Raw genomic sequence first — 21,841 nt, forward strand, 5'->3', positions numbered from 1 at the left:
CATTCAGTCGAGCGTGATGCTTGTGATCACGAAATCGGCGTTCAGCTTGATGTCATACTGGCCGATCTCGCATTGCGCGTCGTCGACCTCGTAAAGATCGTCGCGCTCCTTTTCGACCCCGGCTTGCGGGTCGGGCTTGCAGCCGATCCTGGCGATGGCCTCGGTGACCTTGGCGGTTTCCTCGGCCGAGGCCGCGTCGTCATCGGCGGCCAGGGCCGGGGTCACGGCCCAGGCCAGCACGGCGGCGCAAAGGATGGGTTTCAGCATCGGACGCTCCTACTGGATGTTGAACACGGCCTGCTGGGTTTCGCCATGCGAGCCGGGAATCGACAGGGTATAGCGGCCCGGGACGATGGCAACGAAGCTGATCGTCGCGGTGCCGGCATCGTCGAATTCCAGCGAGTGAACGCCCATCGGCCGGATTTCGATGTCGTTGATGACGATTTCGTTGATCCAGACGGCGCGGAAGAAATCGCCGCCGGACAGCGCCAGTTCCTGGCTGCCGTCGGCATTGATGTCAATGCGGTAGAAACCGCCGGATTTCAGCTTGTATTCCGCGCTCGCCACCGGCTTGCCCGAGGCCAGCGTCAGCGGCGCAAGCTGCATGCGGTTGTCGCGCGCCAGCATGCCCGAGAAGCCATAGTCGAACTTGGCGCCCGCCTCATGCGTGCCTTCCTCGGCGGCCCCGGCCTCGTCGCCGTCGTCGTCATCCTCCTCGGCCGCGGGCGCGGTGGTCTCGGCGCCGGCGGCGGCCTCGGGCTTGGGCGCGGGCTTTTGCTCCTGCGCGGCGACCGGGGCGGCAAGGCCCAGCGAGAGCAGCAGGATGGTCAGCAGGCGGGTCATGGTTTTCCTCCGTTGTTGGTTTCAGTTCGGCGCAACGACCACGCCCCAGGGCTGCTGGCCCACGGGCACGGATTTGACGACCTTGTTCGCCGCCACGTCGATCACCGACACGTCGTTGGAATTGCCGTTGGTGGTGAAGAGGTATTTCTCGTCCGGGGTGAAGGCCAGTTGCCAGACGCGCTGGCCGACCAGCAGGTAATCCTCGACCTCGTCGGTCTCGCCGTTGATGACGGCGACGCGGTTCGCCGGGCCCAGCGCGACGAAGACCTTCTTGCCGTCCTTGGTGATACGGATGCCGACCGGCTGGATCGCCTCGGGCAGCACGCCGGGGATCTCGAAGCTGATCTTCGTCTCGATGGTCTGGTTTTCCGGGTGGATCACGCTGACCGTGCCGCCGATCTCGCTGCTGACATACAGTTTCGTGCCCTGGTCGTTGTATTGCGCGAAGCGCGGGCGCGAATCGACCAGCACGTTGCCGAAGATCTCGAAGGTCTCGGAATTGATGAAATGCGCCATGTTGGTGGTTTCCGAGGTGTTGATGACCACCTTGCCGTCGGGGCTGACGCCCATGCCCTCGGGCTCGACCCCGACCGGGATCTCGGCCAGCACCTTGTGCGTCTGTGTGTCGACCACAGTCACAAGGTTGTCGTCCTCGTTCGCGATATAAAGCGGGTTGCCCGAGGGGTGCAGCACGAAAAGCTCGGGGTCGGGGCCCGAGGGCAGCGTGTGCATTTCCTCCATGGTCTCGGGGTTGAAGACCCGCACCAGGTCGTCGTCCGAGGCACAGACGTAAAGCTCGGACCCGTTGGGGCTGATGGTGATGCCGCGCGGGCGGGCGCCGACCGGATAGGTGCCGATCACCTCCAGCGTCTCGCTGTCCAGCACGGTGACGTCATTGCCCTTTTCGTTGCTGACGAAGACCCGGTTGGCGGCGGCCGGCAGGGCGAAACCCAGGCACAGGGCCGAGGTCAGGATGGCGGTTGCGGCTTTCATCGTTCACCTCAGAACTGACATTCGGTTTCGGGACGGTCGATGCCCAGCGTATCCAGCGCCGAGCTCTGGTGCAGATACTGGTCCTGCGGGCTGACCGAGGCGGTCACGGTCGGCGTCGCCAGCAGGATCGGCTGGCGCAGCTGGTGGTCCCAGTCGCGGATCGTCAGCTTCTGGCCCTTGAAGCCCGCGACCTCGAACTTGTCGGACAGGATGAACTGCTTCAGCACCGCCGGATCGGTGGCTTGGGCCCGCGTCGCCGCCTCGCCGATCATGCGCAGCGCGATCCAGGTCTGGTAATCCTCTTCGCGCATCGGCCGGGTGGCGAGCTTTTCGAAGCGGTTCTGGAACTGCGTCGCGCCCCAGGCCTCCAGCGAGGGCGCCCAACTGCGCGGCACCAGCCCGGCCGAACCCGCGACCGGGCGCGCGTCCCAGGTCTCATAGGGCAGCCATTCGGCAAAGACGCCGTTCTCGTCCGCAGCAATCAGCACGTCATGCTCGGCCGCGCGCTGGGTAAAGACCGGCATCTGCTGCTGCACCTGGACATGGCCCGAATCGCTGCGCCGGCTGCCGCCGGTATCCTCATAAGTCCGTTCCTCGACGATCCTGGCGCCGAACTTGGTCGCGGCCCGGCGATAGGCGTCGGCCAGCGCGATATCCTCGGGGTGGCTGCCGGCGACCAGGAACCAGTTCGGCCATTTCTTCCACATCAGGAACTGCGCCAGCGCATCGGTCAGCATGGCCTGGCTGGGCGCGGTATGGATGACATTGGCCCGGCAATCCTTGCCGCGCAGGGCGTCGCCGCGCGCCCGGGCGTTCAGCACCAGCGCCTTGTCGCCGGCCTGATCGGCCAGCGCCAGGGTCGTCGCGTCATCGGCCAGCGTCACGATGAAGGGCACGCCCGCGGCCAGCAGCTTCTCCATCTCGGCCGCGGCGGTCTCGGGCGTGGCGGTCACCTCCAGCGCCTCGAAGTCCTGGCCCATGAAGCGGCCGGTGGTGTCGTTGTCCAGGATCGCCAGCCGCGCGCCGGCAAAGCCCAGGTCGCCCGGCGGCGTGTCCAGCCGCGAGATCGGCGGCAGGTGCGGCACGTCCACGCGCAGCACGGCGGCGCGCACGGTTTCCACGGGCTTTTGCGCCGCCTGCTGCGCCAAAACCGGGCCAGCGGCGGCCAAACCAGCCAAAAGTATGATGATTCTGCCTGTCATGCCCTTCCTCCCCCCGGTATCATGGCGGGCAAGTCTGGCTTCGCCAACCCGACAAATCACCCGATTTCACCCGGGGAAAATGCCCCGATACGTTTGTCTTATGGACGCCATCCCCGGCTGGGCGCATGGTCGCCCATAGCGGCGGAGGCCGGCGCGCCCCGCCATTCGCGATGAAGGGGAGAGACGGATGAGACGAGTGATGGCCGCAAGCCTTGCGGCGGTCGTGATGCTGGCCGGCGCGGCCCAGGCCCACGGGCCGGTGCGGCTGAAGCTGGAACTGGATCAGAAGCTGGACGCAACCCCGGACGAGGTCTGGGCGGTGATCGGCAAGTTCGACGACATGAGCTGGCACCCCGCCATCGCCAAGACCGAGATCACCGGCGACGGCTCGACCGACCAGCCCGAGACCTCCGAGCGCGTGCTGCATCTGAAGGCCGATGCCGGCGATCCGACCATCACCGAGGTCCTGTCGAAATGGCAGCCCGAGAAGCGCTGCTATGCCTATCGCATCGAAAAGGTCGATGTGGCCGTGCTGCCGGTGACGAATTATGCCTCGACGCTTTGCGTCAAGGACGAGGGCGGCAAGGCGCTGGTCAGCTGGAAGGGCGGCTTCTATCGCGGCTTCCCGAACAACAACCCGCCCGCCGACCAGAATGACGAGGCCGCGACCAAGGCCGTCACCGGAGTCTATCAGGCCGGGCTGGACGCGCTGGCCGAAAGGTTCGGCAAGGCGGAATGATCCGGCGCCTGGCCCTGCTGGCGGTGTTGGCCGGACCCGCGGGAGCCGCCGACCTGGGCTTCGTCACCTCGCAGAATGCCGGGGCGGTCACGGTGATCGACCTGGCCTCGGGCGCGGTGCGGGCCGAACTGCCGCTGCCCGGCGCACCGGCGCCGGTGGCCTATGACCCCGGGACGGGCCGGGCCTATGTGGTCGCGGCCGAGACCGGCCGGCTGACGGTGCTGGACGAATCCGGCAGGGCCGTCGGCGGCCGCGATCTGCCCGAGGGCGCCTTCGGCATCGCGGTGGCGCCGGGCGGCGGGGTCTTCGTCACCGAATGGTATCAGGGCCGGCTGCTGCGGCTGGACGCGGATCTGCGCGAGCTGTGGTCGGTCGCGACCGGCAAGGCGCCGGCGGGCGTCGCCAGCGACGGCGCGCTGGTCGCGACGGCGGATCGCGACGGCGACAGCGTCTCGATCTATGACGCGGCAAGCGGCGCCTTGCGGGCGCGGGTCAAGGTCGGCCAGCACCCCTATGCCGTCACCTTTCACGGCGGGCGGCTGTGGACGGCGGATGTGCAAAGCGACACGGTCAGCGTGATCGACCCGCAGGCCGGCACGTTGCTGGGCCAGGTGCCGACCGGCAGCCACCCCTATGGCGTGGCCTTCGCCGGCGGGCGCGGCTTCGTCACCGACCAATATGCCGGCACGGTGACGGTCTTCGACCCCGAGACGCTGGCTGTGATCACAAGCCTGGAGACCGGGGATTACCCCGAGGGCATCGCCGCCCTGCCCGACGGCTCGGGCGTGGTGGTGGCGCATTGGGACAGCAACACGCTGGTCTGGATCGACGCCGCCAGCCTGGAGATCACGCGCGAGATCGCGCTGCCGGACGGCCCGCGTGCCTTTGGCGCGTTCACGGGTCGGTCGCGTTGACCAGCGTGCCGCCCATCGCCACCCAGCCGTCGACGCCCTCGGGATACCAGTTCACGCCGCTGTAGCCCAAGGCCACGGCGCGCTTGGCGGCATTCCAGCTCATCCAGCAGTCGCTCTTGCAAAAGATCACCACCGGCGCCGCCTTGTCGCCATGGGTGGCGGCGGCGAGCCCGTCCGCCAGGCGCTGCGCTTCGGCCGGGGCGAGCTTTTCATAGCCGGTGTCGTAAAGCCAGGTCGCGCCGGGGATGGTCTGATGCGGCGGCGAGGCCCAGATCGTGCCCTCGGGCAGGTTGTCGGGCCGCTTCTGCCGCGGCAGCACGTCGAGGAAAGGCACGCCGGCGTCATGCAGCGCCTTGGCCCGCGGCCCGTCGATGACCTGGGCGCCGGCCAGGGTGGCGGGGACCGGGGCGCGATAGGGCTCGCCCCGGAAATCCTGCGGCTCGGGCACCTGCGCCAGCGCGGCGCCCGTGCTGAGGACCAGCGCCAGCAGCCAGGCTTTCATGGCTTCAGCCCCTTGCCGTAATCGTCCAGGATCGGCACGCCGGCATCGCGCAGGATGGCGTCGATCTCGTCCTGATGCCGGCGGATCAGGCTGTTCAGCTGGCGCTTCCATTCATCCTCGCCCAGCCGCACGCCCATGGTGATGCGAAAGAACATGCGCGGCCCCGAGGTCTCTTTCAGCAGCGGCGTGAACTGCAGGTCGGGGTCGGCCTTGACCAGCGGACCGGCCAGCGGTCCCCAGACCACGGCCGCCGCCAGCTCGCCCGACTTCACCTGCGCCAGCATGTCGCCGACCGGGTTTTCCACCCGGCGGTCCACGAACAGATCCCAGCCGCGCATGTCCTTGGCGAGGCCGGCGCGGGCCATGTTGGTCGCGGGCGGCGTGCCGGCCACCACGCCGATGGGATGGCCCTTCAGCGCCGGATCCTCGAGCGTCTCGACCGATGCCAGCGGGCTGTCCTTGCGCGTCACGATGCCATAGGCCGAGGTGTAGTAATGGTTGGTGTTCTGCACCAGCTCGTCGCCCTGGGCATAGCCGATGACCACATCGCACAGCCCGGCGCGCAGGGTCTTGCGGATGAAGCCCGAGCCCTGCGGGAACCAGGTATAGACCACCGGCACCCCCAGCTTTTCACCGAAAAGCTGGGCGATGCGGTTCTCGAACCCAGAGCCGTCCTCTGCGGACATCGGCACGGCGGCCGGGTCGGCGCAGACCCGGAACTCGGTCGTGGAATGCAGGTCGGCGACCTGCGCCGACGCGGGCAGCGCGGCGCAGGCCAGCAGCGCGGCCAGGATCCCGGCCAGGAGGGCTGGGCGTCTCATCCGTTCATGCAGGAATCTTCCTGCGCCGCGAATTCATCGGATTTGCTTTCCTTTTTCGCCGGTCGGCCGCGCGGCAGGTCGCCCGCGCCCCGGGCCAGCAGATAGGCATAGATGTCGTCGATATAGCACCAGACGTTCTTGTTCGTCCCGAAGGCCGGCATGACCAGGTTGGCGGCCGTGTTCACCTCTTGCTTGCCCGAGGCGACGATCTCCTGGAACTCGTAATAGTCGAGCTTCAGCACCGAGTTCTTCAGCGCCGGCGCATAGGTCGAGCCCTCGCCGTCCGGGCCGTGGCAGACGTGGCATTCCGCCGAATAGCGCCGGTAGCCCGAGAAGGCGGCGTAATCCAGGGTGCCGTCCTCGGCGATCTTGAAGGTCGGGATGTCCTCGGCCGTATACCAGCGGCCGTTCTCCATGTGGTCGGGGGTGATGTCCTGACCGTTGGGCAGCACGAGCTGGCCGCCCTGATCCTTGACCTCCAGCCCCTCCTCGGCTGCGGGTGCGGCGTCGGCCGGTTGCTGCTGCTGCGCATCGCCCGAAACGGCGGCGGCGGCACCGGCGCCGGCCTGGGCCGGCGGCTGTTCGCTGGTCGTCTGCGCGATGGCCGTCTGGCCGACGGCGGCTGTCGCACATGCGATGCAGATCGCCATCAAGCTGGCGGTCGTCTTGCTGGTCATGAATCCCTCCCTGACTGGCACCCGTGAAAATGGCTGCTCCGCCCAAGGGTATTTTCCCCGGGCGGAGCCTGACGAGTCACAGTTCGCTTTTCTGCACCAAAGTATTAGCCCGGCAGCTCGAACACGGTCAGCTGGCCGCCCAATTCGGTGTATTGCGACAGCGAGGCATAGCCGCCCACGGCGCCCAGGCCCTCGTTCGGGTTGGTCAGGCCGGCCGCCAGGCCGATGCCGGCCCAGCCGCCGACGCCCGACAGGATGCCGATGTACTGCTTGCCGCCATGCTCATAGGTCATGACGTTGCCGATGATGCCGGAGGGCGTCTTGAACTTGTAGAGCTCCTTGCCGGTCTCGGCGTCCACGGCCTTCAGATAGCCTTCCAGCGTGCCGTAGAAGACCACGTCGCCCGCGGTCGCCAGCGCGCCCGACCAGACCGAGAACTGTTCCGGCAGCGACCACTTGATCTCGCCCTTGGTGTTGTCCCAGGCGATGAAGTTGCCCATGCCGCCATGGCTGTTCGGGGCCGGATACATCGACAGCGTGGCCCCGACATAGGGCTGGCCGGCGGTATAGGCGACGCGGAACGGCTCATAATCCATGCAGACGTGGTTGGTCGGCACGTAGAACAGGTTGGTCTTGGGCGAGAAGGCCGCCGGCTGCATGTCCTTGCTGCCCAGCGCCGCCGGGCAGACGCCGGTGGTGTTCTCGTCCTCGCCGTTCTGGTCGGTCGAATATTCGGCCACCACGGCCGGGCGGCCATAGGTTTCCGAATTCGGGTCCATGTCCACGCCGGTGGTCCAGTTCACGGCGGGGTCGAACTTCTCGGCCACCAGCAGCTCGCCCGTCTCGCGGTCCAGCGTATAGCCCAGGCCGTTGCGGTCGAAGTGGGTCAGGAGCTTGCGGTCCTTGCCATCGACCTGCTGGTTGGTCAGGATCATCTCGTTGACGCCGTCGAAGTCCCATTCGTCATGCGGCGTCATCTGGTAGAACCATTTCGCCATGCCGGTGTCGGCATCGCGGGCCATGATCGTCATCGACCACTTGTTGTCGCCCGGACGCTGGGCCGGGTTCCAGGTCGAGGGGTTGCCGGTGCCGTAATAGATCAGGTTCAGCTCCGGATCATACGAGAACCAGCCCCAGATCGTGCCGCCGCCGATCTTCCACTGGTCGCCTTCCCAGCTTTGCAGCGAGCTGTCCTTGCCGATCGGCTTGCCCAGATGGGTGGTCTTTTCGGGATCGACCAGCATCTCCTCGTCCGGGCCGGTCGAATAGGCCTTCCAGGCCACGCTGCCGTCCGCAAGGTTCAGGGCGGTCATGCGGCCGCGCACGCCGTATTCGCCGCCCGAGATGCCGACCATGAGCTTGTCCTTGACCGGCATCGTGGTCGCGGTCAGCGTCTCGCCGATGGCGGGGTCGCCGACCTTGGTCGACCATTTCACCTCGCCGCTTTTCGCATCCAGCGCGACGACGGTGGTATCGGCCTGCGACAGCAGGATCATGCCGTCGGCATAGGCCAGGCCCCGGTTCACCGTGTCGCAGCACATCACCGCGATCACGTTCGGATCCTGCTGCGGCTGATAGCGCCACAGGATCTTGCCGCCCTCGTTCAGGTCCAGCGCGAAGACGTTGTTCGGGAAGGGCGTGTGGACATACATGACGTCGCCGATGACCAGCGGCGCGCCCTCGTGGCCGCGCAGCACGCCGGTCGAGAAGGTCCAGGCGACGCGCAGGTCCTTGACGTTGTCCTTGTTGATCTTGTCGAGCGTCGAATAGCGGGTGTTGGCATAATCGCCGGTCTGGATCGCCCATTGCTGGGGCTTGGCGATCTCGGCCATGACGCTGTCATTGGCCAGCGCGGCCGACCCGGACATGAGCAGCGCAAGACAGACGCCGTTCAGCAGATTTTTCATGAGTTTTCCTCCCTCGTCGGCCACGGCACCCCCTCGGGCGTGAACGCCGACCTGTTCGGAAGGTTCGGACCCGACCGGGTTCACGTCAACGCGAGCGGTCGGGTCGCCAGACCAAAGTATTAGGGAAATTCGGCAATAAGTATGGGATCAATCGCCCGAATTTCCCCAGGCCCGATCAGCCCAGCCGCTCGGCATGCCAGCGGATGTGGTCGCCCATGAAGGTCTGCACGAAGAAATAGCTGTGATCATAGCCTTCCTGCATGCGGAACGCGCCGGGCTGGCGCCGCTCGATCATGGCTTGGGCCAGGGATTCGGGCTTCAAGAGGTCCAGGAACTGGTCGCTGGCGCCCTGGTCGATCAGCACCTCGCCGGGATAGCCGCGCGTCCGCATCAGCAGGGTCGAATCGTGCCGGGCCCAGGCGGCCTTGTCCTCGCCCAGATAGGCCGTGAACTGCTTCCTGCCCCAGTCGCTTTCCGAGGGGTTCGCGATCGGCGCGAAGGCCGAGACCGAGCGATAGCGCTCGGGGAAGGTCATGGCGATGGTCAGCGCGCCATGGCCGCCCATCGAGTGGCCGGTGATGCCCTGCGCGTCGCGGTCCAGCGCGAAATTGTCGAAGACCAGCTCGGGCAGTTCGTGGGTGACATAGTGCCACATGCGGAAATGCGGCGCCCAAGGCTCTTGCGTCGCATCGACATAGAAGCCGGCGCCCTGGCCCAGGTCATAGGCCTCGTCATTGGCCACGCCCTCGCCGCGCGGCGAGGTGTCGGGAAAGATCACCGCGATGCCATATTCCGCCGCCCATTCCTGCGCCCCGGCCTTGGTCATCGCATTCTCATGCGTGCAGGTCAGGCCCGACAGATACCACAGCACCGGCACGCGGCCATGTTCGGCCTGCGGCGGCAGGTAGATGGCGAAGGTCATGTCGGTGCCCGTGGCCTGCGACTTGTGGCGATAGACGCCCTGCGTGCCGCCGAAGCTGCGGTTCTCGGAAACGGTCTCGTAAGCCAGGGTCATGGCTGTCCTCCTGTCAGGTCGTGGAACATGACCAGCGCATCGACATAGCCATGTTGCGGATGAAGAAACGCGCCCGGCAGGCGGCCGACAATATCGAAACCGGCCTTTTGCCACGAATGAACGGCATCGGCATTGGTGGCGACGACGAAATTGAACTGCATCGCCCGGAACCCCTGCGCCCGCGCCCAATCCTTGGCATGGGCGACCAGCGCGCGGGCGATGCCGCGGCCGCGGGCGGAAGGCAGGGTCGCGAAGCTGGCGTTGGCGACATGGGCCGCCGGACCGGGCCGGTTGCGGCCGACATGGCTGGTGCCCAGCACGCGCCCGTCCGCTTCGGCCACGAAGGCGGTGAAGGGCGCGGCGAACCAGTCCGCCAGCGCCTCGTCCCGGGTGATGTCGGGCGGGATGCAATAGGTCTCGCCCGCGCGATAGACCGGCTCCAGGATCCGCCAGATCGCCTCGTGGTCCTCGGAGGTGGCGGGACGGATCGCGGTCCCGCCGCCGGTCATGCCAGCTCGTCCACCGAGCGGATCACCTTGCCGAGCAGCCCGTAGTCCAGCGCCTCCTGCGTGTTCAGCCAGAAGTCGCGCTGGGTGTCCTTCTCGATGCGCTCGATCGGCTGGCCGGTCGCCTCGGCGAAGATCTGGTTCAGCCGATCGCGCATCAGCCGGACCTGCTCGGCCTGGATCATCATGTCGGACGAGGTGCCGCCGATCCCGCCGGACGGCTGGTGGATCAGGAAGCGGGTGTTCGGCAGGCAGAAGCGGTTTTCCTTCTTCGCCGCGACGAAGATCAGCGCGCCGGCGCTGGCGACCCAGCCCGAGCCGATGGTGCGCACCGTCGGGCGGATGAACTTGATCACGTCATGGATCATGTCGCCCGATTCGACATGGCCGCCGGGCGAGGAGATCAGCATGTTGATCGGCTTGTCGCTGTCCTCGGCCAGGGCCAGCAGATGCGCCACGGTGCGCTGCGCCAGCTTGTCGTTGATCGGCCCGGCGACGATCACCGTGCGCGACTTGAAATACAGCTTGCCGATCTTGTCGCCTTCCGGCAGGCCCAGCCCTTCGTCCTTCTGGCCTTCTTGCGGGCGCTCGTCGTCGTCGTCATCGTCGTCCAGATGGAAGTGCTGTGCCATGATCGGTCCTTTCATGTTGACGGCGGGCACGGTCGCCCGCCCCCGCCGTCCTTTTAACTAAGCAGCCGTTACGGATCAGTAAAGGACGACCGCGCGGATCGACTCGCCCGCGTGCATCAGGTCGAAGCCCTTGTTGATGTCGTCGAGCTTCAGCGTGTGGGTGATCATCGGGTCGATCTGGATCTTGCCGTCCATGTACCAGTCGACGATCTTCGGCACGTCGGTCCGGCCGCGGGCGCCGCCGAAGGCCGAGCCCTTCCAGACCCGGCCGGTGACCAGCTGGAACGGACGGGTGCTGATCTCGGCCCCGGCCGGCGCCACGCCGATGACGATGGACTGGCCCCAGCCGCGGTGGGTGCATTCCAGCGCCTGGCGCATGACATTCACATTGCCGGTGCAGTCGAAGCTGTAATCCGCGCCGCCGATCTGGTCGAAGGGCGTCTTGGTCAGGTTGATGATCTCCTGCACCACGTTGTCGCAGTTCTTCGGGTTGATGAAATGGGTCATGCCGAATTTCTCGGCCATGTCCTTTTTCCCGTCGTTCAGGTCGACGCCGATGATCATGTCGGCACCGGCCAGGCGCAGGCCCTGGATCACGTTCAGGCCGATGCCGCCCAGGCCGAAGACCACCGCCTTGGCGCCGATCTCCACCTTGGCGGTATAGATCACCGCGCCGATGCCGGTGGTCACGCCGCAGCCGATATAGCAGATCTTGTCGAAGGGCGCGTCCTCGCGCACCTTGGCCACCGCGATTTCCGGCAGAACCGTGTAATTCGAGAAGGTCGAGCAGCCCATGTAGTGATGGATCGGCGTGCCGTCGAGCATGCTGAACCGGCTGGTGCCGTCGGGCATCAGGCCCTGGCCCTGGGTATTGCGGATCGCGGTGCAGAGGTTCGTCTTGCGCGACAGGCAGGACGGGCACTGGCGGCATTCCGGGGTATAGAGCGGGATCACATGGTCGCCCGGCTTCACCGTGGTCACGCCGGGGCCGACCTCGACCACCACGCCCGCGCCCTCATGGCCCAGGATCGAGGGGAACAGCCCCTCGGGGTCCGCGCCCGACAGGGTGAATTCGTCGGTGTGGCAGATGCCGGTGGCCTTGATCTCGACCAGAACCTCGCCGGCCTTGGGGCCTTCCAGGTTGACCTCCATGACCTCCAGCGGCTTCCCGGCCTCGAGGGCGACGGCGGCGCGTGTTCTCATGACTTGCTCTCCTTGCGTGGGGCCGGGATGGGCCAGGCCTTGTATCGCGTCTTTCCATGTCGTTGGGGCCGGCGGACCGGCCCCGAAGCTGTTTCCTGTCAGGCGGTCCCGGTCAAGCCGGCAATGCGCCCGAACGCTTGGCGATATGCGTCGCGATGGCATCCATCAGGGGCGGCGACAGCGCGTCATAGGGCTCCAGCCCCAGCTCGCGCAGCCGGGCGCGGATGCCGTCCATGCGCGAGGGATCGACGCCCGATTCGATCACCGAGCTGACGAAGGCCGCGAATTGCGGCTCGGCCCAGCCGTCCTCGTCCGACAGTTCGGTATGGACGAAATCGAGGCCATAGAACGGATGGTCCTTGTTCTCGATCCGGCCATACATATGGACGCCGCAATCCTTGCAGCGATAGCGCTGGATCGGCGCGTCCTTGTTGACGATTTCCAGCTTTTCCGCGCCCGAGACCACCTCGACGGCATCGCGGCCGACCACGGCGACCTGCGAGAAGATCGCGCCGTCGGGCTTCCAGCACTTGGTGCAGCCGCAGACGTGGTTATGCGCGGTCTGGGCGTTCACCTTGACCCGCACCGGATTGCTGGCACATTTGCAGTGCAGCTCTCCGCCCGAAAAGCCGGGCTTTGCCGGTTTGATGCCGTTGTCGACGGCCGGATGAATCTTCACCCCGGATGTGTCTGCCATGGTCCCCTCCTCCGATGAACCTTCTTCAGCGGCAGGTTGGCGCCGGGGCGGATTTGCGGCAAGTGGGCAAAAGGTTGTAACCCCAGGCGGCTTACGGCTCGGGCCGCGTCACCAGCCAAGCGCCGACGGCGGTGCAGCACAGCGCCTGCACCGCGATCAGCCGCGGGTCGAGCCCCAGCCACAGCGCCCAGCCGACACCGCAGGCCATGGCGGCGACGGCCCAGATCTTGGCGCGCCGGCCGATGGTGCCGTTCTTGCGCCAGGCGCGGATCTGCGGGCCGAAGGTCGGGTTGCGCATGATGCGCGCGCTGATCCGGGGCGAGGATTGCGCAAAGGCCCAGACCGCGATCAGCAGGAAGGGCACCGTCGGCATGACCGGCAGGAAGGCCCCGATCACCCCCACGGTCAGGGACAGCCAGCCCAGGGCAAGCAACAGGAAACGCATCTTACTCCGCCAGTTCGCGCAGGATACCATTCAGGACGGGGCGGCCGGTCGCGGTCGCGGCCAGACGGTCGCCCCGATGGGTAACGAGGCCGAGCCCGATCAGATCCGCAAGCTGCCGCTGCGGCAGCCGCGCGCCATGGGCAAGATAGCGCGGGATCTCCATCCCCTCGGCCAGCCGCATCGCCATCAGCAGGTATTCTACGGCCCGGTCGGACAGCGTCAGCGCATCGCGCAGGCTGTCGCCATCGCCGCGCGCTTCCACCGCCGCCAGCCATTCGCCCGGCGCCCGATGCGCCTCGGTCGCCCAGCGGCCATTGCCCAGCGTCAGGCGGCCATGCGCGCCCGGTCCCACCGCCGCCCAGTCGCCCTGGCGCCAATAGACCAGGTTGTGCCGGCTTTCGGCACCCGGCCGGGCGTGGTTCGAGATCTCATAGGCCGGCATTCCCGCCGCGGCGCAGATCTCCTGCGTATCCAGATACATATCGGCGGAAAGATCGTCGTCCGGCAGGCCCTTGAGCCCGCCCCTGGCATGGCGGGCGCCGAAGGCGGTGCCCGGCTCGATGGTCAGCTGATAGGCCGAGAGGTGATCGACGGCCATGGCCAGCGCCTGCGACAGCTCGCGGCGCCAATGCGCGCGGTCCTGGTCCTGGCGGGCATAGATCAGGTCGAAGCTGACCCGCGCGAAACAGTCGCGGGCGATGTCGAAGGCGGCGCGGGCCTCGGCCACCGAATGCATCCGGCCGAGCCGGCGCAGGTCGTCGTCGTTCAGCGCCTGCACGCCCATCGAGACCCGGTTCACCCCGGCTTCGGCATAGGCGCGAAAGCGGCCGGTCTCGACGCTGGTCGGGTTCGCTTCCAGCGTGATCTCGATGTCATTGGCAAAGGGCCAGGCGACGCGGGCGGCCTCGATCACGCCGGCCACGGTCTCGGGCGCCATCAGGCTGGGCGTGCCGCCGCCGAAGAAGATGCTGTTCAGCACCCGGCCCGGGGTCTCGCGGCCCAGCCGGGCGATCTCGGAGCGATAGGCGGCCAGCCAGCGGCCCTGGTCGATGCTGGCGGTGACATGGCTGTTGAAGTCGCAATAGGGGCATTTCGCGGCGCAGAACGGCCAATGCACGTAAAGCGCAAACCCCCCCGCCCGCCAATCGTCGGTGAGGTTCGGATCCGTGGCGAGGGCTGCGGCCGTGGCGGTCATTCCCGATATGCGGTGACTTCGATCTCGATCTTCATTTCGGGCTTGATGAGCCCGGCGACAACCATGGTGGCGGCGGGTAACGCATGTTTCATCGCCTCGCCCAAGATCGGCACCACCTCGTCCAGGAAGGCGGTGTCGGTGATGGTGTATTGCACGCGCACGATGTCCTCGGGCGCGAAACCGGCCTCGGCCAGGGTCGCGAAGATGGTGGCAAAGGCGTTGCGGGCCTGCTCGGCCGGGCTGTCGGGCATCGCCATGGCGGCGTAATCATAGCCCGTGGTGCCCGAGACGAAGCACCACGGCCCCTTCACCACCGCGCGGCTGTAGCCGAAGGCGGTCTCGAAGGGCGAGCCGGTCGAGATCCTACGCAAAGGCCGCCTCGAGCTTGCGGAAGGCGTCGGCGCGGTGGCTGATACGGTTCTTTTCCTCGGCCGGCATCTCGGCAAAGGTGCGGGTGTGGCCGTCGGGGACGAAGATCGGATCGTAGCCGTGGCCATGCGGACCGCGCGGCGGCCAGACCAGATGGCCGGGGGCGATGCCCTCGAAGATCTCCTCATGCCCGTCCGGCCATAGCAGGATCAGCGTGGCGCGGAACTGGGCGGTGCGCGGTTCGGGGACGTTGCGTTCGTCCAGCTCGCGCCAGGTGCGGGTCATGGCCTGCAGGAAGTCGCGGCCGTTCGGGGTTTCCGCCCAATCGGCGGTATAGACGCCCGGCGCGCCGTCGAGCCCGTCCACCGTGATGCCGCTGTCATCGGCCAGCACCGGCAGCCCGGTCGCCTGCATGGCGGCGCGGGCCTTGATGCGGGCGTTGCCGATGAAGCTCGACTCGGTCTCGGCCGGCTCGGGCAGGCCCATCTCGCCGGCGCTGGTCACTTCGATGCCATGCGGCGCCATCATGGCGCGGATTTCGTCGAGCTTGCCGGCGTTGTGGGTGGCGACCAGCAGCTTCTTCCCGGTGAAGGCCCTCATGCCACGGCGGCCTTTTGCGCGGCGACCAGCGTGGCGACGCCGGCTTCGGCCAGGTCCAGCAGCTGGGTCATCTCGGGGCGCGAGAAGGTGGCGCCCTCGGCCGACATCTGCACCTCGATCAGCCGGCCGGCGCCGGTCAGGATGAAATTGCCGTCGGTGCCGGCCTCGCTGTCCTCGGCATAGTCGAGATCCAGGATCGGCTGGCCGGCATAGATGCCGCAGGAGACCGCCGCGACATGGTCCATGATCGGGTCGGTCGTGATGATATTGGCCTTGAGGAGCCGATTCACCGCCAGCCGCAGCGCCACCCAGCCGCCGGTGATCGAGGCGCAGCGGGTGCCGCCATCGGCCTGGATCACGTCGCAGTCGATGACGATCTGCCGCTCGCCCAGGGCGCGGCGGTCGACGCCGGCGCGCAGAGCGCGGCCGATCAGGCGCTGGATTTCCTGGGTGCGGCCGGATTGCTTGCCCGCCGCTGCCTCGCGCCGGTTGCGGCTGTTGGTCGCGCGCGGCAGCATGCCGTATTCGGCCGTGACCCAGCCCTGCCCCGAGCCCTTCAGGAAGGGCGGCGCCTTTTCCTCGATGGTGGCCGAGCACAGCACCCTGGTATCGCCGCAAGAGATCAGGCAGGAGCCCTCGGCATGGCGCATCACCCCGGTTTCGATTGAAATCGGTCGCATATCACTTAAATTCCGGCCAGAGGGGCGCATCCGTCATTCCTTTCGGGGGTTTTGCTGTTCAAATACAGGCCAGAGCCCCCCAACCGCAACCCGAGAACGCCCGACCGCCGCCGATGCCAGAAACCGCCCTGCTTTCCGACCTGAACGACCGTTCGCGCGAGGTGTTTCGCCGCGTCGTCGAATCCTATCTGGCCACCGGCGAGCCGGTCGGCTCGCGCACCCTGACCCGCGACATGACCGAAAAGGTCAGTGCCGCGACGATCCGCAACGTGATGCAGGATCTGGAATACCTGGGGCTTCTAGACCATCCGCATGTCTCGGCCGGGCGCATGCCGACACAGTTGGGGCTGCGGCTGTTCGTCGACGGGCTGATGGAGGCCGGCCCCGTCTCGGCCACCGACCGCGAGATGATCGAGGAAACCCTGGGCCAGGACAGCGGCGACACCGGCGCCATGCTGGACCGGGTCAGCACGGCGCTGTCGGCGCTGACGCATGGCGCCTCGCTGGTGCTGATGCCGAAGCAGGAGGCGCCGGTGCGCCATATCGAATTCGTCAGCCTGGCGCCGGACCGCGCGCTGGTGGTGCTGGTCTTTGCCGATGGCCGGGTCGAGAACCGGGTCTTTACCCCGCCGCCCGGCCATACCGCCAGCTCGATGCGCGAGGCGGCGAATTTCCTGAACGCCGTCGCCGAAGGCCGCACCCTGGCCGACCTGCGCCGCGGCATCGCCCAGGAGATCGAGGCGAGCCGGCAGAAGCTGGACCTGATGGCGGCGCAGATGATCGCGCATGGCCTCGCGATGTGGGACGGCGACGGGTCGGACGCGCGGCTGATCGTGCGCGGCCGCGCCAACCTGCTGGAGGACGAGGTGGCCGATCTCGACCGGGTGCGGTCGCTGTTCGACGACCTGGAGCGCAAGCGCGACATCGCCGAATTCCTGGAGCTGGCCGAACATGGCGAGGGGGTGCGGATTTTCATCGGCTCCGAGAACAAGCTTTTTTCACTTTCCGGTTCCTCTCTGGTGGTTTCGCCCTATATGAATGCTGACCGAAAAATTGTCGGTGCGGTCGGCGTCATCGGGCCCACGCGGCTGAACTATGGCCGGATCGTGCCGATCGTCGATTACACTGCGCAGCTTGTCGGCCGGATGATCTCTGGCCGGAAAGGATGAAGGACATGACCAAGGACAACCCGAACGGCAGCCCGCTGGACGAGGATTTCGTTGACCCGCTGAGCGATGAGGTGCCCTCGCCCGATGTCGAGGCGCTGGTGGCCGAACGGGACGAATATCGCGACCGGTTCATGCGCGCGCTGGCCGACGCCGAGAATGCCCGCAAGCGCGCCGACAAGGAACGCCGCGACGCCGAGCAATATGGCGGCTCGCGCCTGGCCCGCGACCTGCTGCCGGTGCATGACGCGCTGAGCCGCGCCCTGGACGCCGCCGGCGACGAGCAACGTGCCGCCGCTGCCGCGCTGATCGAGGGCGTCGAACTGACGCTGCGCGAGCTGAACAACGTCTTTGCCAAGCATGGCATCCATGTCATCACCCCGGCCGTGGGCGACAAGTTCGACCCGCAGCAGCACGAGGCGATGTTCGAGGCGCCGGTTCCCGGCACGGTGGCGGGCAGCATCATCCAGGTCATGGACAATGGCTTCATGCTGCATGATCGGCTTTTGAGGCCGGCCAAGGTCGGGGTCAGTTCGACACCGGCAAGCTGAGATCGCTGAAACAGAAAAAACCCCGGATTTCTCCGGGGTTTTTGTTTATCTTGTATTGGCTTTTCGCCAGAATACAAAATGTGGTTCAGTTGCCGGCCAGCACTTGGCACAGCCGATCCAGTTGATCCAGGTCGCGATAGGTGATGACCAGCTGCCCGCCGTCGTTCCCGGCATGGTTGATCGCCACTTTCATCTTGAGATGCGCGGAAAGATCGCCCTCGAGCGCGCGGGTATCGGCATCCTTTTCCGGCTTCACGGCCTTGGGTTTCGCAGGCGTGCCTTCGGCTTGGCGGCGAACGAGTTCCTCGGTCTCTCGCACCGAGAGGTTCTTCTCGATCACCTTGCGCGCCAGTTCCACCGCATTCGGCGCGGTGATCAGGGCACGGGCGTGGCCCGCAGTCAGCTTGCCCTCCTTGAGCCACGCCTGCACCTGTTCGGGCAGGTTCAGCAAGCGCAGCAGGTTGGCGATATGGCTCCGGCTCTTGTTCAGAGCTTCGCCCAGCTTTTCCTGGGTGTGGCCGAAACGGTCCATGAGCTGGCGATAAGAGGCCGCCTCCTCGATCGCATTCAGGTCGGCGCGCTGGATATTCTCGACAATCGCCACCTCCAGCACCTCGGTATCGCTGAAGTCGCGCACGATGGCCGGAACCTCATGCAGTTGCGCGATCTGCGCGGCCCGCCAGCGCCGCTCTCCGGCGACGATCTGGTAAAGGCCCTGATCGGTCGGATGCGGCCGCACGATCAGGGGTTGCAGCATGCCCCGCGCCTTCAACGAATCCGCCAGTTCCTGCAAGGCCTCCGGCGCAAAGCTGCGCCGCGGCTGGTCGGGATTGGGCGTCAGCTGCTCGACCGGAATGACCTGCCGCGGCGCCGGTCGTTCCGACGGAATCAGATCGACATCCGCCATCAGCGCCGACAGGCCGCGACCAAGGCCGCGCTTTTCCAGTTTATGATCGGACATGATCCCCCCTAGGCCGTGGCGAGTTGACGAGACAGAAATTCCTTGGCGAGTTCGCGATAGGCGGCGCTGCCCTTGGAATGCGGATCGTATTGCAAGACCGGCATGGCATGCGACGGCGCCTCGGACAGGCGCACGTTCCGCGGGATGACGGTCTTGTAGACCAGGCCGGACAATGTGCTGCGGGCGTCCGCCTCGACCTGCTGCGAGAGGTTGTTGCGACTGTCTGACATGGTCAGCAAGATGCCCTCGATCCGCAGATCGGGATTGGCCGCTTGCCTGACTTCGCGCACAGTCATCAACAGCTGCGAGAGACCCTCCAATGCATAGAACTCGGCCTGAAGGGGCACCAACACGCTGTCGGCGGCCACCATGGCGTTCACGGTCAGCAGACCCAGTGCCGGCGGGCAATCAATAAGAATGTAATCGAATCCAGTGGCTTGCGACAGTTTGCGACGCAAAAGCTGGGTGCGGCCCGGGCGGCTGGAAAGCTGGAAATCGGCCGAGGCGAGATCATGGTTCGACGGCACGATACGCAGATTGTTGATATCCGTGTCCTGCAGCGTCTGCGCCAGATCCTGCTCGCCGGACAGCAGATCATAGGCATTGGTCTGGCGCTCTTCCAATGGAACGCCGAGACCGGTAGAGGCATTTCCTTGCGGGTCAAGGTCGATGATAATCACCCTTTGGCCCTGCTCGGCCAAGGCAGCCCCCAGGTTGATCGCGGTGGTGGTCTTGCCGACCCCACCCTTCTGGTTTGCCACCGCGACGATGCGAGCTTCAGACATGGCGGATTCCCGTGATCTCCAGAATGGCAGCATCTGGATCAGTGCTGCTTTGATGCGCCTTCATGTCGAAACTCCAGGCTTGACGAGCTTCAGCGACTTCCTTCTGCCAATTCCGGCCCTTCATCAGCCAAGCCGTCCCCTGTGGCAAAAGATGCCGATCCACATATGCCATGAGCTGGGGCAGCGGGGCAAGCGCCCGCGCACTGATATTCGCGGCATTCTGCCCGTCAGTCACTTCGATGCGCTGACAAATCACGTCAGCATGCCCAAGCGCCAGTTCTCGAATCGCGTTGCGCAGAAATGCCGCTTTTCGGCGGTCGCTTTCAAGCAGCCGCACCGGACTCTCGGGATGTGCAATGGCAAGGACCAAGCCTGGCAGGCCGCCACCAGACCCGAGATCCAGCCAGAGGCCATCCGTCGGTCGCGAAAGGCGCGCGAGTTGAAGCGCATCGGCGATGTGTCTGGATTCGAGCTGATCCACCGTGCTCGGCGCGATCAGATTGATAGCCGGATTCCACTTTCTGAGCAGTCCCGCGAACGCCTCAAGGCGCTCTGTTTCACGTGAAACAGTCATGCACTGCGCCGCTGCTCGGCCCGAACGAGCGCTAGAATGAGCGTCAAGGCGGCGGGCGTCATCCCCTCGATATGTCCCGCTGCCGCTAAGGTTTGCGGGCGGAAAAGTTGCAGCTTCGCCTTGAGTTCGTTGGAAAGCCCAGAAATCGCGGCATAGTCGAAATTCTCCGGGATGCGCACGGCTTCCTCCTTGCGAAGCATCTCTGCGTCACGTTCCTGCCGCTGCGTATATTGCTGATACAGCGCGTCGGTTGCCAATTGCATGAGGATGCTCCGGTCTTCGCGCGCAAGCTGTTCATCCAGCTGCATAACCTGCTCTGTCGAAAACTCCTGCTGCGCGAGCAAGGCAAACACACTGCGCCGGGCTCCATCACGCCGAACCTCCAGGCCCAACCGCGCCAATTCGGTGGGCGTGAAGCTGACAGCTTCGGCACGGGTTCGCGCCGCAGAATACCGCCGCATCTTTTCGGTGAAGGCGTCGCGTCGGACCTGTCCGACGCAGCCGATCTCCAGTCCCAACGGCGTAAGGCGCTGGTCGGCATTATCCGCGCGCAGGGAAAGTCTGAACTCGGCCCGGGACGTAAACATGCGATAGGGTTCGCTGACCCCGCGTGTCACCAGATCGTCGATCATGACGCCGATGTAGCTTTGCGAACGACTGAAGACCTGGGCCGGCCGGCCTTGCGCAAGCAGGGCCGCATTCAATCCGGCGACGAGCCCCTGTGCCGCGGCTTCCTCATATCCCGTCGTACCGTTGATCTGTCCTGCCAAGAACAGACCGGCCAGCGATCTGACTTGCAAACTCGGCGTCAAGGCGCGGGGGTCGACATAGTCATATTCGACGGCATAACCGGGCTGCGCGATGACTGCGTCCTCAAGCCCCCGAATGGAGCGGACATAAGCCAGCTGGACTTCCTCAGGCAACGAGGTCGAAATGCCGTTGGGATAGACGAGGTGACTGTCCAAGCCCTCAGGCTCCAGAAAAATCTGGTGAGATTCCTTGTCGGCGAAGCGGACGACCTTATCCTCGATTGAAGGGCAATAGCGCGGCCCAACCCCGTCGATGCGGCCGCCATACATCGCAGAGCGGCTCAGATTATCCTGTATGATCCGGTGCGTCCCGGCGTTGGTATGGGTAATCGAGCAACTGATCTGCCGCACTTGCGGGCCGCTGTTCAAATAGGAGAATACGACCGGCTCTTCGTCCCCGGGCTGCTGCTCGAGAATATCCCAGTCGATGCTGTGCCGTTCGAGCCTTGGTGGCGTGCCAGTCTTCAGGCGCCCCAAAGGCAAATTCAGCGGGCGAAGCGAGGCGGCAAGGGATTGCGAAGCCGGATCGCCCCAGCGGCCTGCTTGGCGCGTTACATCGCCGATATGGATGAGCCCATTCAGGAATGTTCCTGTCGTCAGCACCACTTGCCGGGCGGCGAGTTCTCTGCCGTCGGCCAGCCGGACACCGTGAATCTGCCCTTTCTCATGCAGCAACTCGGCCACCTCGCCCGTGACAAGCGAAAGATTGGGCTGCGAGATCACAACCGCCTGGGCGGCAGAACGGTAAAGTTGGCGATCCGCCTGAGCGCGCGGGCCTTGCACCGCCGGCCCCTTGCGGCGGTTCAGCAAGCGAAACTGGATCCCGGCAGCATCAGCCAGTCGGCCCATGACGCCGTCCAGCGCGTCCACTTCACGCACCAGATGGCCCTTGCCCAGACCGCCGATCGCCGGATTGCAAGACATCGTGCCAAGGTCTTCCAGGCGCAGCGTAACCAGCGCCGTCTCCGCGCCCATGCGGGCCGAAGCCATTGCCGCCTCGACCCCGGCATGGCCGCCACCAATTACTACGACATCGAATTGTTTCACGTGAAACC

General features: G+C 66.0%; 26 protein-coding genes. 4 read left to right on the forward strand and 22 right to left on the reverse strand.

The features are described from left to right. Positions 1-3: 3 nt before the first annotated feature. Genes PARN5_RS0106685 through PARN5_RS0106700 form a run of 4 tightly spaced genes read right to left on the reverse strand, consistent with a single transcriptional unit; the run spans position 4 to position 3,038 of the window. Complete coding sequence (locus PARN5_RS0106685) at positions 4-267, reverse strand: hypothetical protein (RefSeq protein ID WP_017998996.1); 264 nt, start codon at positions 265-267, stop codon at positions 4-6. A 9-nt stretch (positions 268-276) separates the two neighbouring features. Continuing rightward, positions 277-843 carry a hypothetical protein gene (locus tag PARN5_RS0106690; protein ID WP_017998997.1) on the reverse strand — a complete coding sequence of 189 codons (567 nt, stop codon included), beginning with the start codon at positions 841-843 and terminating at the stop codon, positions 277-279. Positions 844-864: 21 nt separating this feature from the next. Continuing rightward, entirely contained in the window at positions 865-1,836 is a 972-nt protein-coding gene (locus PARN5_RS0106695; protein ID WP_017998998.1) for a YVTN family beta-propeller repeat protein, read from the reverse strand. Between the two features lie 8 nt (positions 1,837-1,844). Next, positions 1,845-3,038: an ABC transporter substrate-binding protein gene (locus PARN5_RS0106700; RefSeq protein ID WP_036744575.1), complete on the reverse strand. Its 1,194-nt coding sequence runs from the start codon at positions 3,036-3,038 to the stop codon at positions 1,845-1,847. A 187-nt stretch (positions 3,039-3,225) separates the two neighbouring features. On the opposite strand from PARN5_RS0106700, the gene PARN5_RS0106705 reads away from it, so the two are divergent. Next, positions 3,226-3,777 carry an SRPBCC family protein gene (locus tag PARN5_RS0106705; protein WP_026155225.1) on the forward strand — a complete coding sequence of 184 codons (552 nt, stop codon included), beginning with the start codon at positions 3,226-3,228 and terminating at the stop codon, positions 3,775-3,777. Then, the gene (locus PARN5_RS0106710) at positions 3,774-4,691 is read left to right on the forward strand and encodes a YncE family protein (protein WP_017999001.1); all 918 of its coding nucleotides are present in this window, start codon (positions 3,774-3,776) and stop codon (positions 4,689-4,691) included. Before PARN5_RS0106705 ends, PARN5_RS0106710 begins: the two co-directional genes overlap by 4 nt. Here PARN5_RS0106710 and PARN5_RS0106715 read toward each other — a convergent pair. From PARN5_RS0106715 to rph, 14 genes are all read right to left on the reverse strand, one after another. Then, positions 4,672-5,193, reverse strand: coding sequence for a PQQ-dependent catabolism-associated CXXCW motif protein (locus tag PARN5_RS0106715; protein WP_017999002.1), 522 nt, complete (start codon positions 5,191-5,193; stop codon positions 4,672-4,674). The genes PARN5_RS0106710 and PARN5_RS0106715 overlap by 20 nt on opposite strands. Beyond that, positions 5,190-6,014, reverse strand: a complete 825-nt coding sequence (locus PARN5_RS0106720; RefSeq protein ID WP_017999003.1) for a substrate-binding domain-containing protein — start codon at positions 6,012-6,014, stop codon at positions 5,190-5,192. The genes PARN5_RS0106715 and PARN5_RS0106720 overlap by 4 nt, the downstream gene beginning before the upstream one ends. Next, positions 6,011-6,691: a c-type cytochrome, methanol metabolism-related gene (locus PARN5_RS24820; RefSeq protein ID WP_017999004.1), complete on the reverse strand. Its 681-nt coding sequence runs from the start codon at positions 6,689-6,691 to the stop codon at positions 6,011-6,013. Before PARN5_RS24820 ends, PARN5_RS0106720 begins: the two co-directional genes overlap by 4 nt. 104 nt (positions 6,692-6,795) lie before the next feature. After that, positions 6,796-8,598 carry a methanol/ethanol family PQQ-dependent dehydrogenase gene (locus tag PARN5_RS0106730; RefSeq protein ID WP_017999005.1) on the reverse strand — a complete coding sequence of 601 codons (1,803 nt, stop codon included), beginning with the start codon at positions 8,596-8,598 and terminating at the stop codon, positions 6,796-6,798. A gap of 175 nt (positions 8,599-8,773) precedes the next feature. After that, complete coding sequence (gene fghA / locus PARN5_RS0106735; protein WP_017999006.1) at positions 8,774-9,613, reverse strand: S-formylglutathione hydrolase; 840 nt, start codon at positions 9,611-9,613, stop codon at positions 8,774-8,776. Further along, on the reverse strand, positions 9,610-10,122 hold the full coding sequence (locus PARN5_RS0106740) for a GNAT family N-acetyltransferase (protein WP_017999007.1): 513 nt from the start codon (positions 10,120-10,122) through the stop codon (positions 9,610-9,612). The genes fghA and PARN5_RS0106740 overlap by 4 nt, the downstream gene beginning before the upstream one ends. Then, complete coding sequence (locus PARN5_RS0106745) at positions 10,119-10,751, reverse strand: ATP-dependent Clp protease proteolytic subunit (RefSeq protein ID WP_017999008.1); 633 nt, start codon at positions 10,749-10,751, stop codon at positions 10,119-10,121. The genes PARN5_RS0106740 and PARN5_RS0106745 overlap by 4 nt, the downstream gene beginning before the upstream one ends. 75 nt (positions 10,752-10,826) lie before the next feature. After that, positions 10,827-11,954, reverse strand: a complete 1,128-nt coding sequence (locus PARN5_RS0106750) for an S-(hydroxymethyl)glutathione dehydrogenase/class III alcohol dehydrogenase (RefSeq protein ID WP_017999009.1) — start codon at positions 11,952-11,954, stop codon at positions 10,827-10,829. Positions 11,955-12,066: 112 nt separating this feature from the next. Beyond that, positions 12,067-12,651: an S-(hydroxymethyl)glutathione synthase gene (gene gfa, locus PARN5_RS0106755; RefSeq protein ID WP_017999010.1), complete on the reverse strand. Its 585-nt coding sequence runs from the start codon at positions 12,649-12,651 to the stop codon at positions 12,067-12,069. Between the two features lie 91 nt (positions 12,652-12,742). Beyond that, positions 12,743-13,096 (reverse strand): YbaN family protein, encoded by a 354-nt coding sequence (locus tag PARN5_RS0106760; protein WP_017999011.1) that lies wholly within the window; start codon positions 13,094-13,096, stop codon positions 12,743-12,745. A gap of 1 nt (position 13,097) precedes the next feature. Then, positions 13,098-14,291, reverse strand: coding sequence for a radical SAM family heme chaperone HemW (gene hemW / locus PARN5_RS0106765; RefSeq protein ID WP_017999012.1), 1,194 nt, complete (start codon positions 14,289-14,291; stop codon positions 13,098-13,100). Next, positions 14,288-14,662 (reverse strand): RidA family protein, encoded by a 375-nt coding sequence (locus tag PARN5_RS0106770; protein ID WP_017999013.1) that lies wholly within the window; start codon positions 14,660-14,662, stop codon positions 14,288-14,290. Before PARN5_RS0106770 ends, hemW begins: the two co-directional genes overlap by 4 nt. Next, positions 14,655-15,260 (reverse strand): RdgB/HAM1 family non-canonical purine NTP pyrophosphatase, encoded by a 606-nt coding sequence (gene rdgB / locus PARN5_RS0106775; protein WP_017999014.1) that lies wholly within the window; start codon positions 15,258-15,260, stop codon positions 14,655-14,657. Before rdgB ends, PARN5_RS0106770 begins: the two co-directional genes overlap by 8 nt. Next, the gene (gene rph / locus PARN5_RS0106780; RefSeq protein ID WP_026155227.1) at positions 15,257-15,970 is read right to left on the reverse strand and encodes a ribonuclease PH; all 714 of its coding nucleotides are present in this window, start codon (positions 15,968-15,970) and stop codon (positions 15,257-15,259) included. The genes rdgB and rph overlap by 4 nt, the downstream gene beginning before the upstream one ends. Positions 15,971-16,053: 83 nt before the next feature. On the opposite strand from rph, the gene hrcA reads away from it, so the two are divergent. Further along, complete coding sequence (gene hrcA / locus PARN5_RS0106785; RefSeq protein ID WP_017999016.1) at positions 16,054-17,109, forward strand: heat-inducible transcriptional repressor HrcA; 1,056 nt, start codon at positions 16,054-16,056, stop codon at positions 17,107-17,109. 5 nt (positions 17,110-17,114) lie between these two features. Continuing rightward, positions 17,115-17,657: a nucleotide exchange factor GrpE gene (locus PARN5_RS0106790; RefSeq protein ID WP_026155228.1), complete on the forward strand. Its 543-nt coding sequence runs from the start codon at positions 17,115-17,117 to the stop codon at positions 17,655-17,657. Between the two features lie 85 nt (positions 17,658-17,742). Here the strand turns inward: PARN5_RS0106790 and PARN5_RS0106795 are convergent, their stop codons facing one another. From PARN5_RS0106795 to mnmG, 4 genes are read right to left on the reverse strand one after another with little or no spacing between them, the layout of a single operon-like run. Next, positions 17,743-18,618 carry a ParB/RepB/Spo0J family partition protein gene (locus PARN5_RS0106795; protein ID WP_017999018.1) on the reverse strand — a complete coding sequence of 292 codons (876 nt, stop codon included), beginning with the start codon at positions 18,616-18,618 and terminating at the stop codon, positions 17,743-17,745. A gap of 8 nt (positions 18,619-18,626) precedes the next feature. Then, complete coding sequence (locus tag PARN5_RS0106800; RefSeq protein WP_017999019.1) at positions 18,627-19,403, reverse strand: ParA family protein; 777 nt, start codon at positions 19,401-19,403, stop codon at positions 18,627-18,629. Then, complete coding sequence (rsmG, locus tag PARN5_RS23380) at positions 19,396-19,977, reverse strand: 16S rRNA (guanine(527)-N(7))-methyltransferase RsmG (protein ID WP_081614942.1); 582 nt, start codon at positions 19,975-19,977, stop codon at positions 19,396-19,398. The genes PARN5_RS0106800 and rsmG overlap by 8 nt, the downstream gene beginning before the upstream one ends. Next, positions 19,974-21,833: a tRNA uridine-5-carboxymethylaminomethyl(34) synthesis enzyme MnmG gene (mnmG, locus tag PARN5_RS0106810; RefSeq protein ID WP_026155229.1), complete on the reverse strand. Its 1,860-nt coding sequence runs from the start codon at positions 21,831-21,833 to the stop codon at positions 19,974-19,976. Before mnmG ends, rsmG begins: the two co-directional genes overlap by 4 nt. Positions 21,834-21,841 lie beyond the last annotated feature (8 nt).

Source organism: Paracoccus sp. N5 (assembly GCF_000371965.1).
GTDB lineage: Bacteria > Pseudomonadota > Alphaproteobacteria > Rhodobacterales > Rhodobacteraceae > Paracoccus.

What these genes read in the sequence shown, in the direction of transcription:
- PARN5_RS0106710 (WP_017999001.1), top strand. Translation starts at nt 3,774, where the DNA reads ATGATCCGGCGCCTGGCCCTGCTGGCGGTGTTGGCCGGACCCGCGGGA.
- rdgB (WP_017999014.1), bottom strand. Translation starts at nt 15,260, where the DNA reads ATGAGGGCCTTCACCGGGAAGAAGCTGCTGGTCGCCACCCACAACGCC.
- rsmG (WP_081614942.1), bottom strand. Translation starts at nt 19,977, where the DNA reads ATGACTGTTTCACGTGAAACAGAGCGCCTTGAGGCGTTCGCGGGACTG.
- hemW (WP_017999012.1), bottom strand. Translation starts at nt 14,291, where the DNA reads ATGACCGCCACGGCCGCAGCCCTCGCCACGGATCCGAACCTCACCGAC.
- PARN5_RS0106685 (WP_017998996.1), bottom strand. Translation starts at nt 267, where the DNA reads ATGCTGAAACCCATCCTTTGCGCCGCCGTGCTGGCCTGGGCCGTGACC.
- PARN5_RS0106800 (WP_017999019.1), bottom strand. Translation starts at nt 19,403, where the DNA reads ATGTCTGAAGCTCGCATCGTCGCGGTGGCAAACCAGAAGGGTGGGGTC.
- PARN5_RS0106690 (WP_017998997.1), bottom strand. Translation starts at nt 843, where the DNA reads ATGACCCGCCTGCTGACCATCCTGCTGCTCTCGCTGGGCCTTGCCGCC.
- PARN5_RS0106760 (WP_017999011.1), bottom strand. Translation starts at nt 13,096, where the DNA reads ATGCGTTTCCTGTTGCTTGCCCTGGGCTGGCTGTCCCTGACCGTGGGG.
- PARN5_RS0106745 (WP_017999008.1), bottom strand. Translation starts at nt 10,751, where the DNA reads ATGGCACAGCACTTCCATCTGGACGACGATGACGACGACGACGAGCGC.
- PARN5_RS0106695 (WP_017998998.1), bottom strand. Translation starts at nt 1,836, where the DNA reads ATGAAAGCCGCAACCGCCATCCTGACCTCGGCCCTGTGCCTGGGTTTC.
- PARN5_RS0106705 (WP_026155225.1), top strand. Translation starts at nt 3,226, where the DNA reads ATGAGACGAGTGATGGCCGCAAGCCTTGCGGCGGTCGTGATGCTGGCC.
- PARN5_RS0106715 (WP_017999002.1), bottom strand. Translation starts at nt 5,193, where the DNA reads ATGAAAGCCTGGCTGCTGGCGCTGGTCCTCAGCACGGGCGCCGCGCTG.
- gfa (WP_017999010.1), bottom strand. Translation starts at nt 12,651, where the DNA reads ATGGCAGACACATCCGGGGTGAAGATTCATCCGGCCGTCGACAACGGC.
- PARN5_RS0106700 (WP_036744575.1), bottom strand. Translation starts at nt 3,038, where the DNA reads ATGACAGGCAGAATCATCATACTTTTGGCTGGTTTGGCCGCCGCTGGC.
- PARN5_RS0106795 (WP_017999018.1), bottom strand. Translation starts at nt 18,618, where the DNA reads ATGTCCGATCATAAACTGGAAAAGCGCGGCCTTGGTCGCGGCCTGTCG.
- PARN5_RS0106750 (WP_017999009.1), bottom strand. Translation starts at nt 11,954, where the DNA reads ATGAGAACACGCGCCGCCGTCGCCCTCGAGGCCGGGAAGCCGCTGGAG.
- PARN5_RS0106730 (WP_017999005.1), bottom strand. Translation starts at nt 8,598, where the DNA reads ATGAAAAATCTGCTGAACGGCGTCTGTCTTGCGCTGCTCATGTCCGGG.
- hrcA (WP_017999016.1), top strand. Translation starts at nt 16,054, where the DNA reads ATGCCAGAAACCGCCCTGCTTTCCGACCTGAACGACCGTTCGCGCGAG.
- PARN5_RS0106720 (WP_017999003.1), bottom strand. Translation starts at nt 6,014, where the DNA reads ATGAGACGCCCAGCCCTCCTGGCCGGGATCCTGGCCGCGCTGCTGGCC.
- rph (WP_026155227.1), bottom strand. Translation starts at nt 15,970, where the DNA reads ATGCGCCCCTCTGGCCGGAATTTAAGTGATATGCGACCGATTTCAATC.
- PARN5_RS0106790 (WP_026155228.1), top strand. Translation starts at nt 17,115, where the DNA reads ATGACCAAGGACAACCCGAACGGCAGCCCGCTGGACGAGGATTTCGTT.
- fghA (WP_017999006.1), bottom strand. Translation starts at nt 9,613, where the DNA reads ATGACCCTGGCTTACGAGACCGTTTCCGAGAACCGCAGCTTCGGCGGC.
- PARN5_RS0106740 (WP_017999007.1), bottom strand. Translation starts at nt 10,122, where the DNA reads ATGACCGGCGGCGGGACCGCGATCCGTCCCGCCACCTCCGAGGACCAC.
- PARN5_RS24820 (WP_017999004.1), bottom strand. Translation starts at nt 6,691, where the DNA reads ATGACCAGCAAGACGACCGCCAGCTTGATGGCGATCTGCATCGCATGT.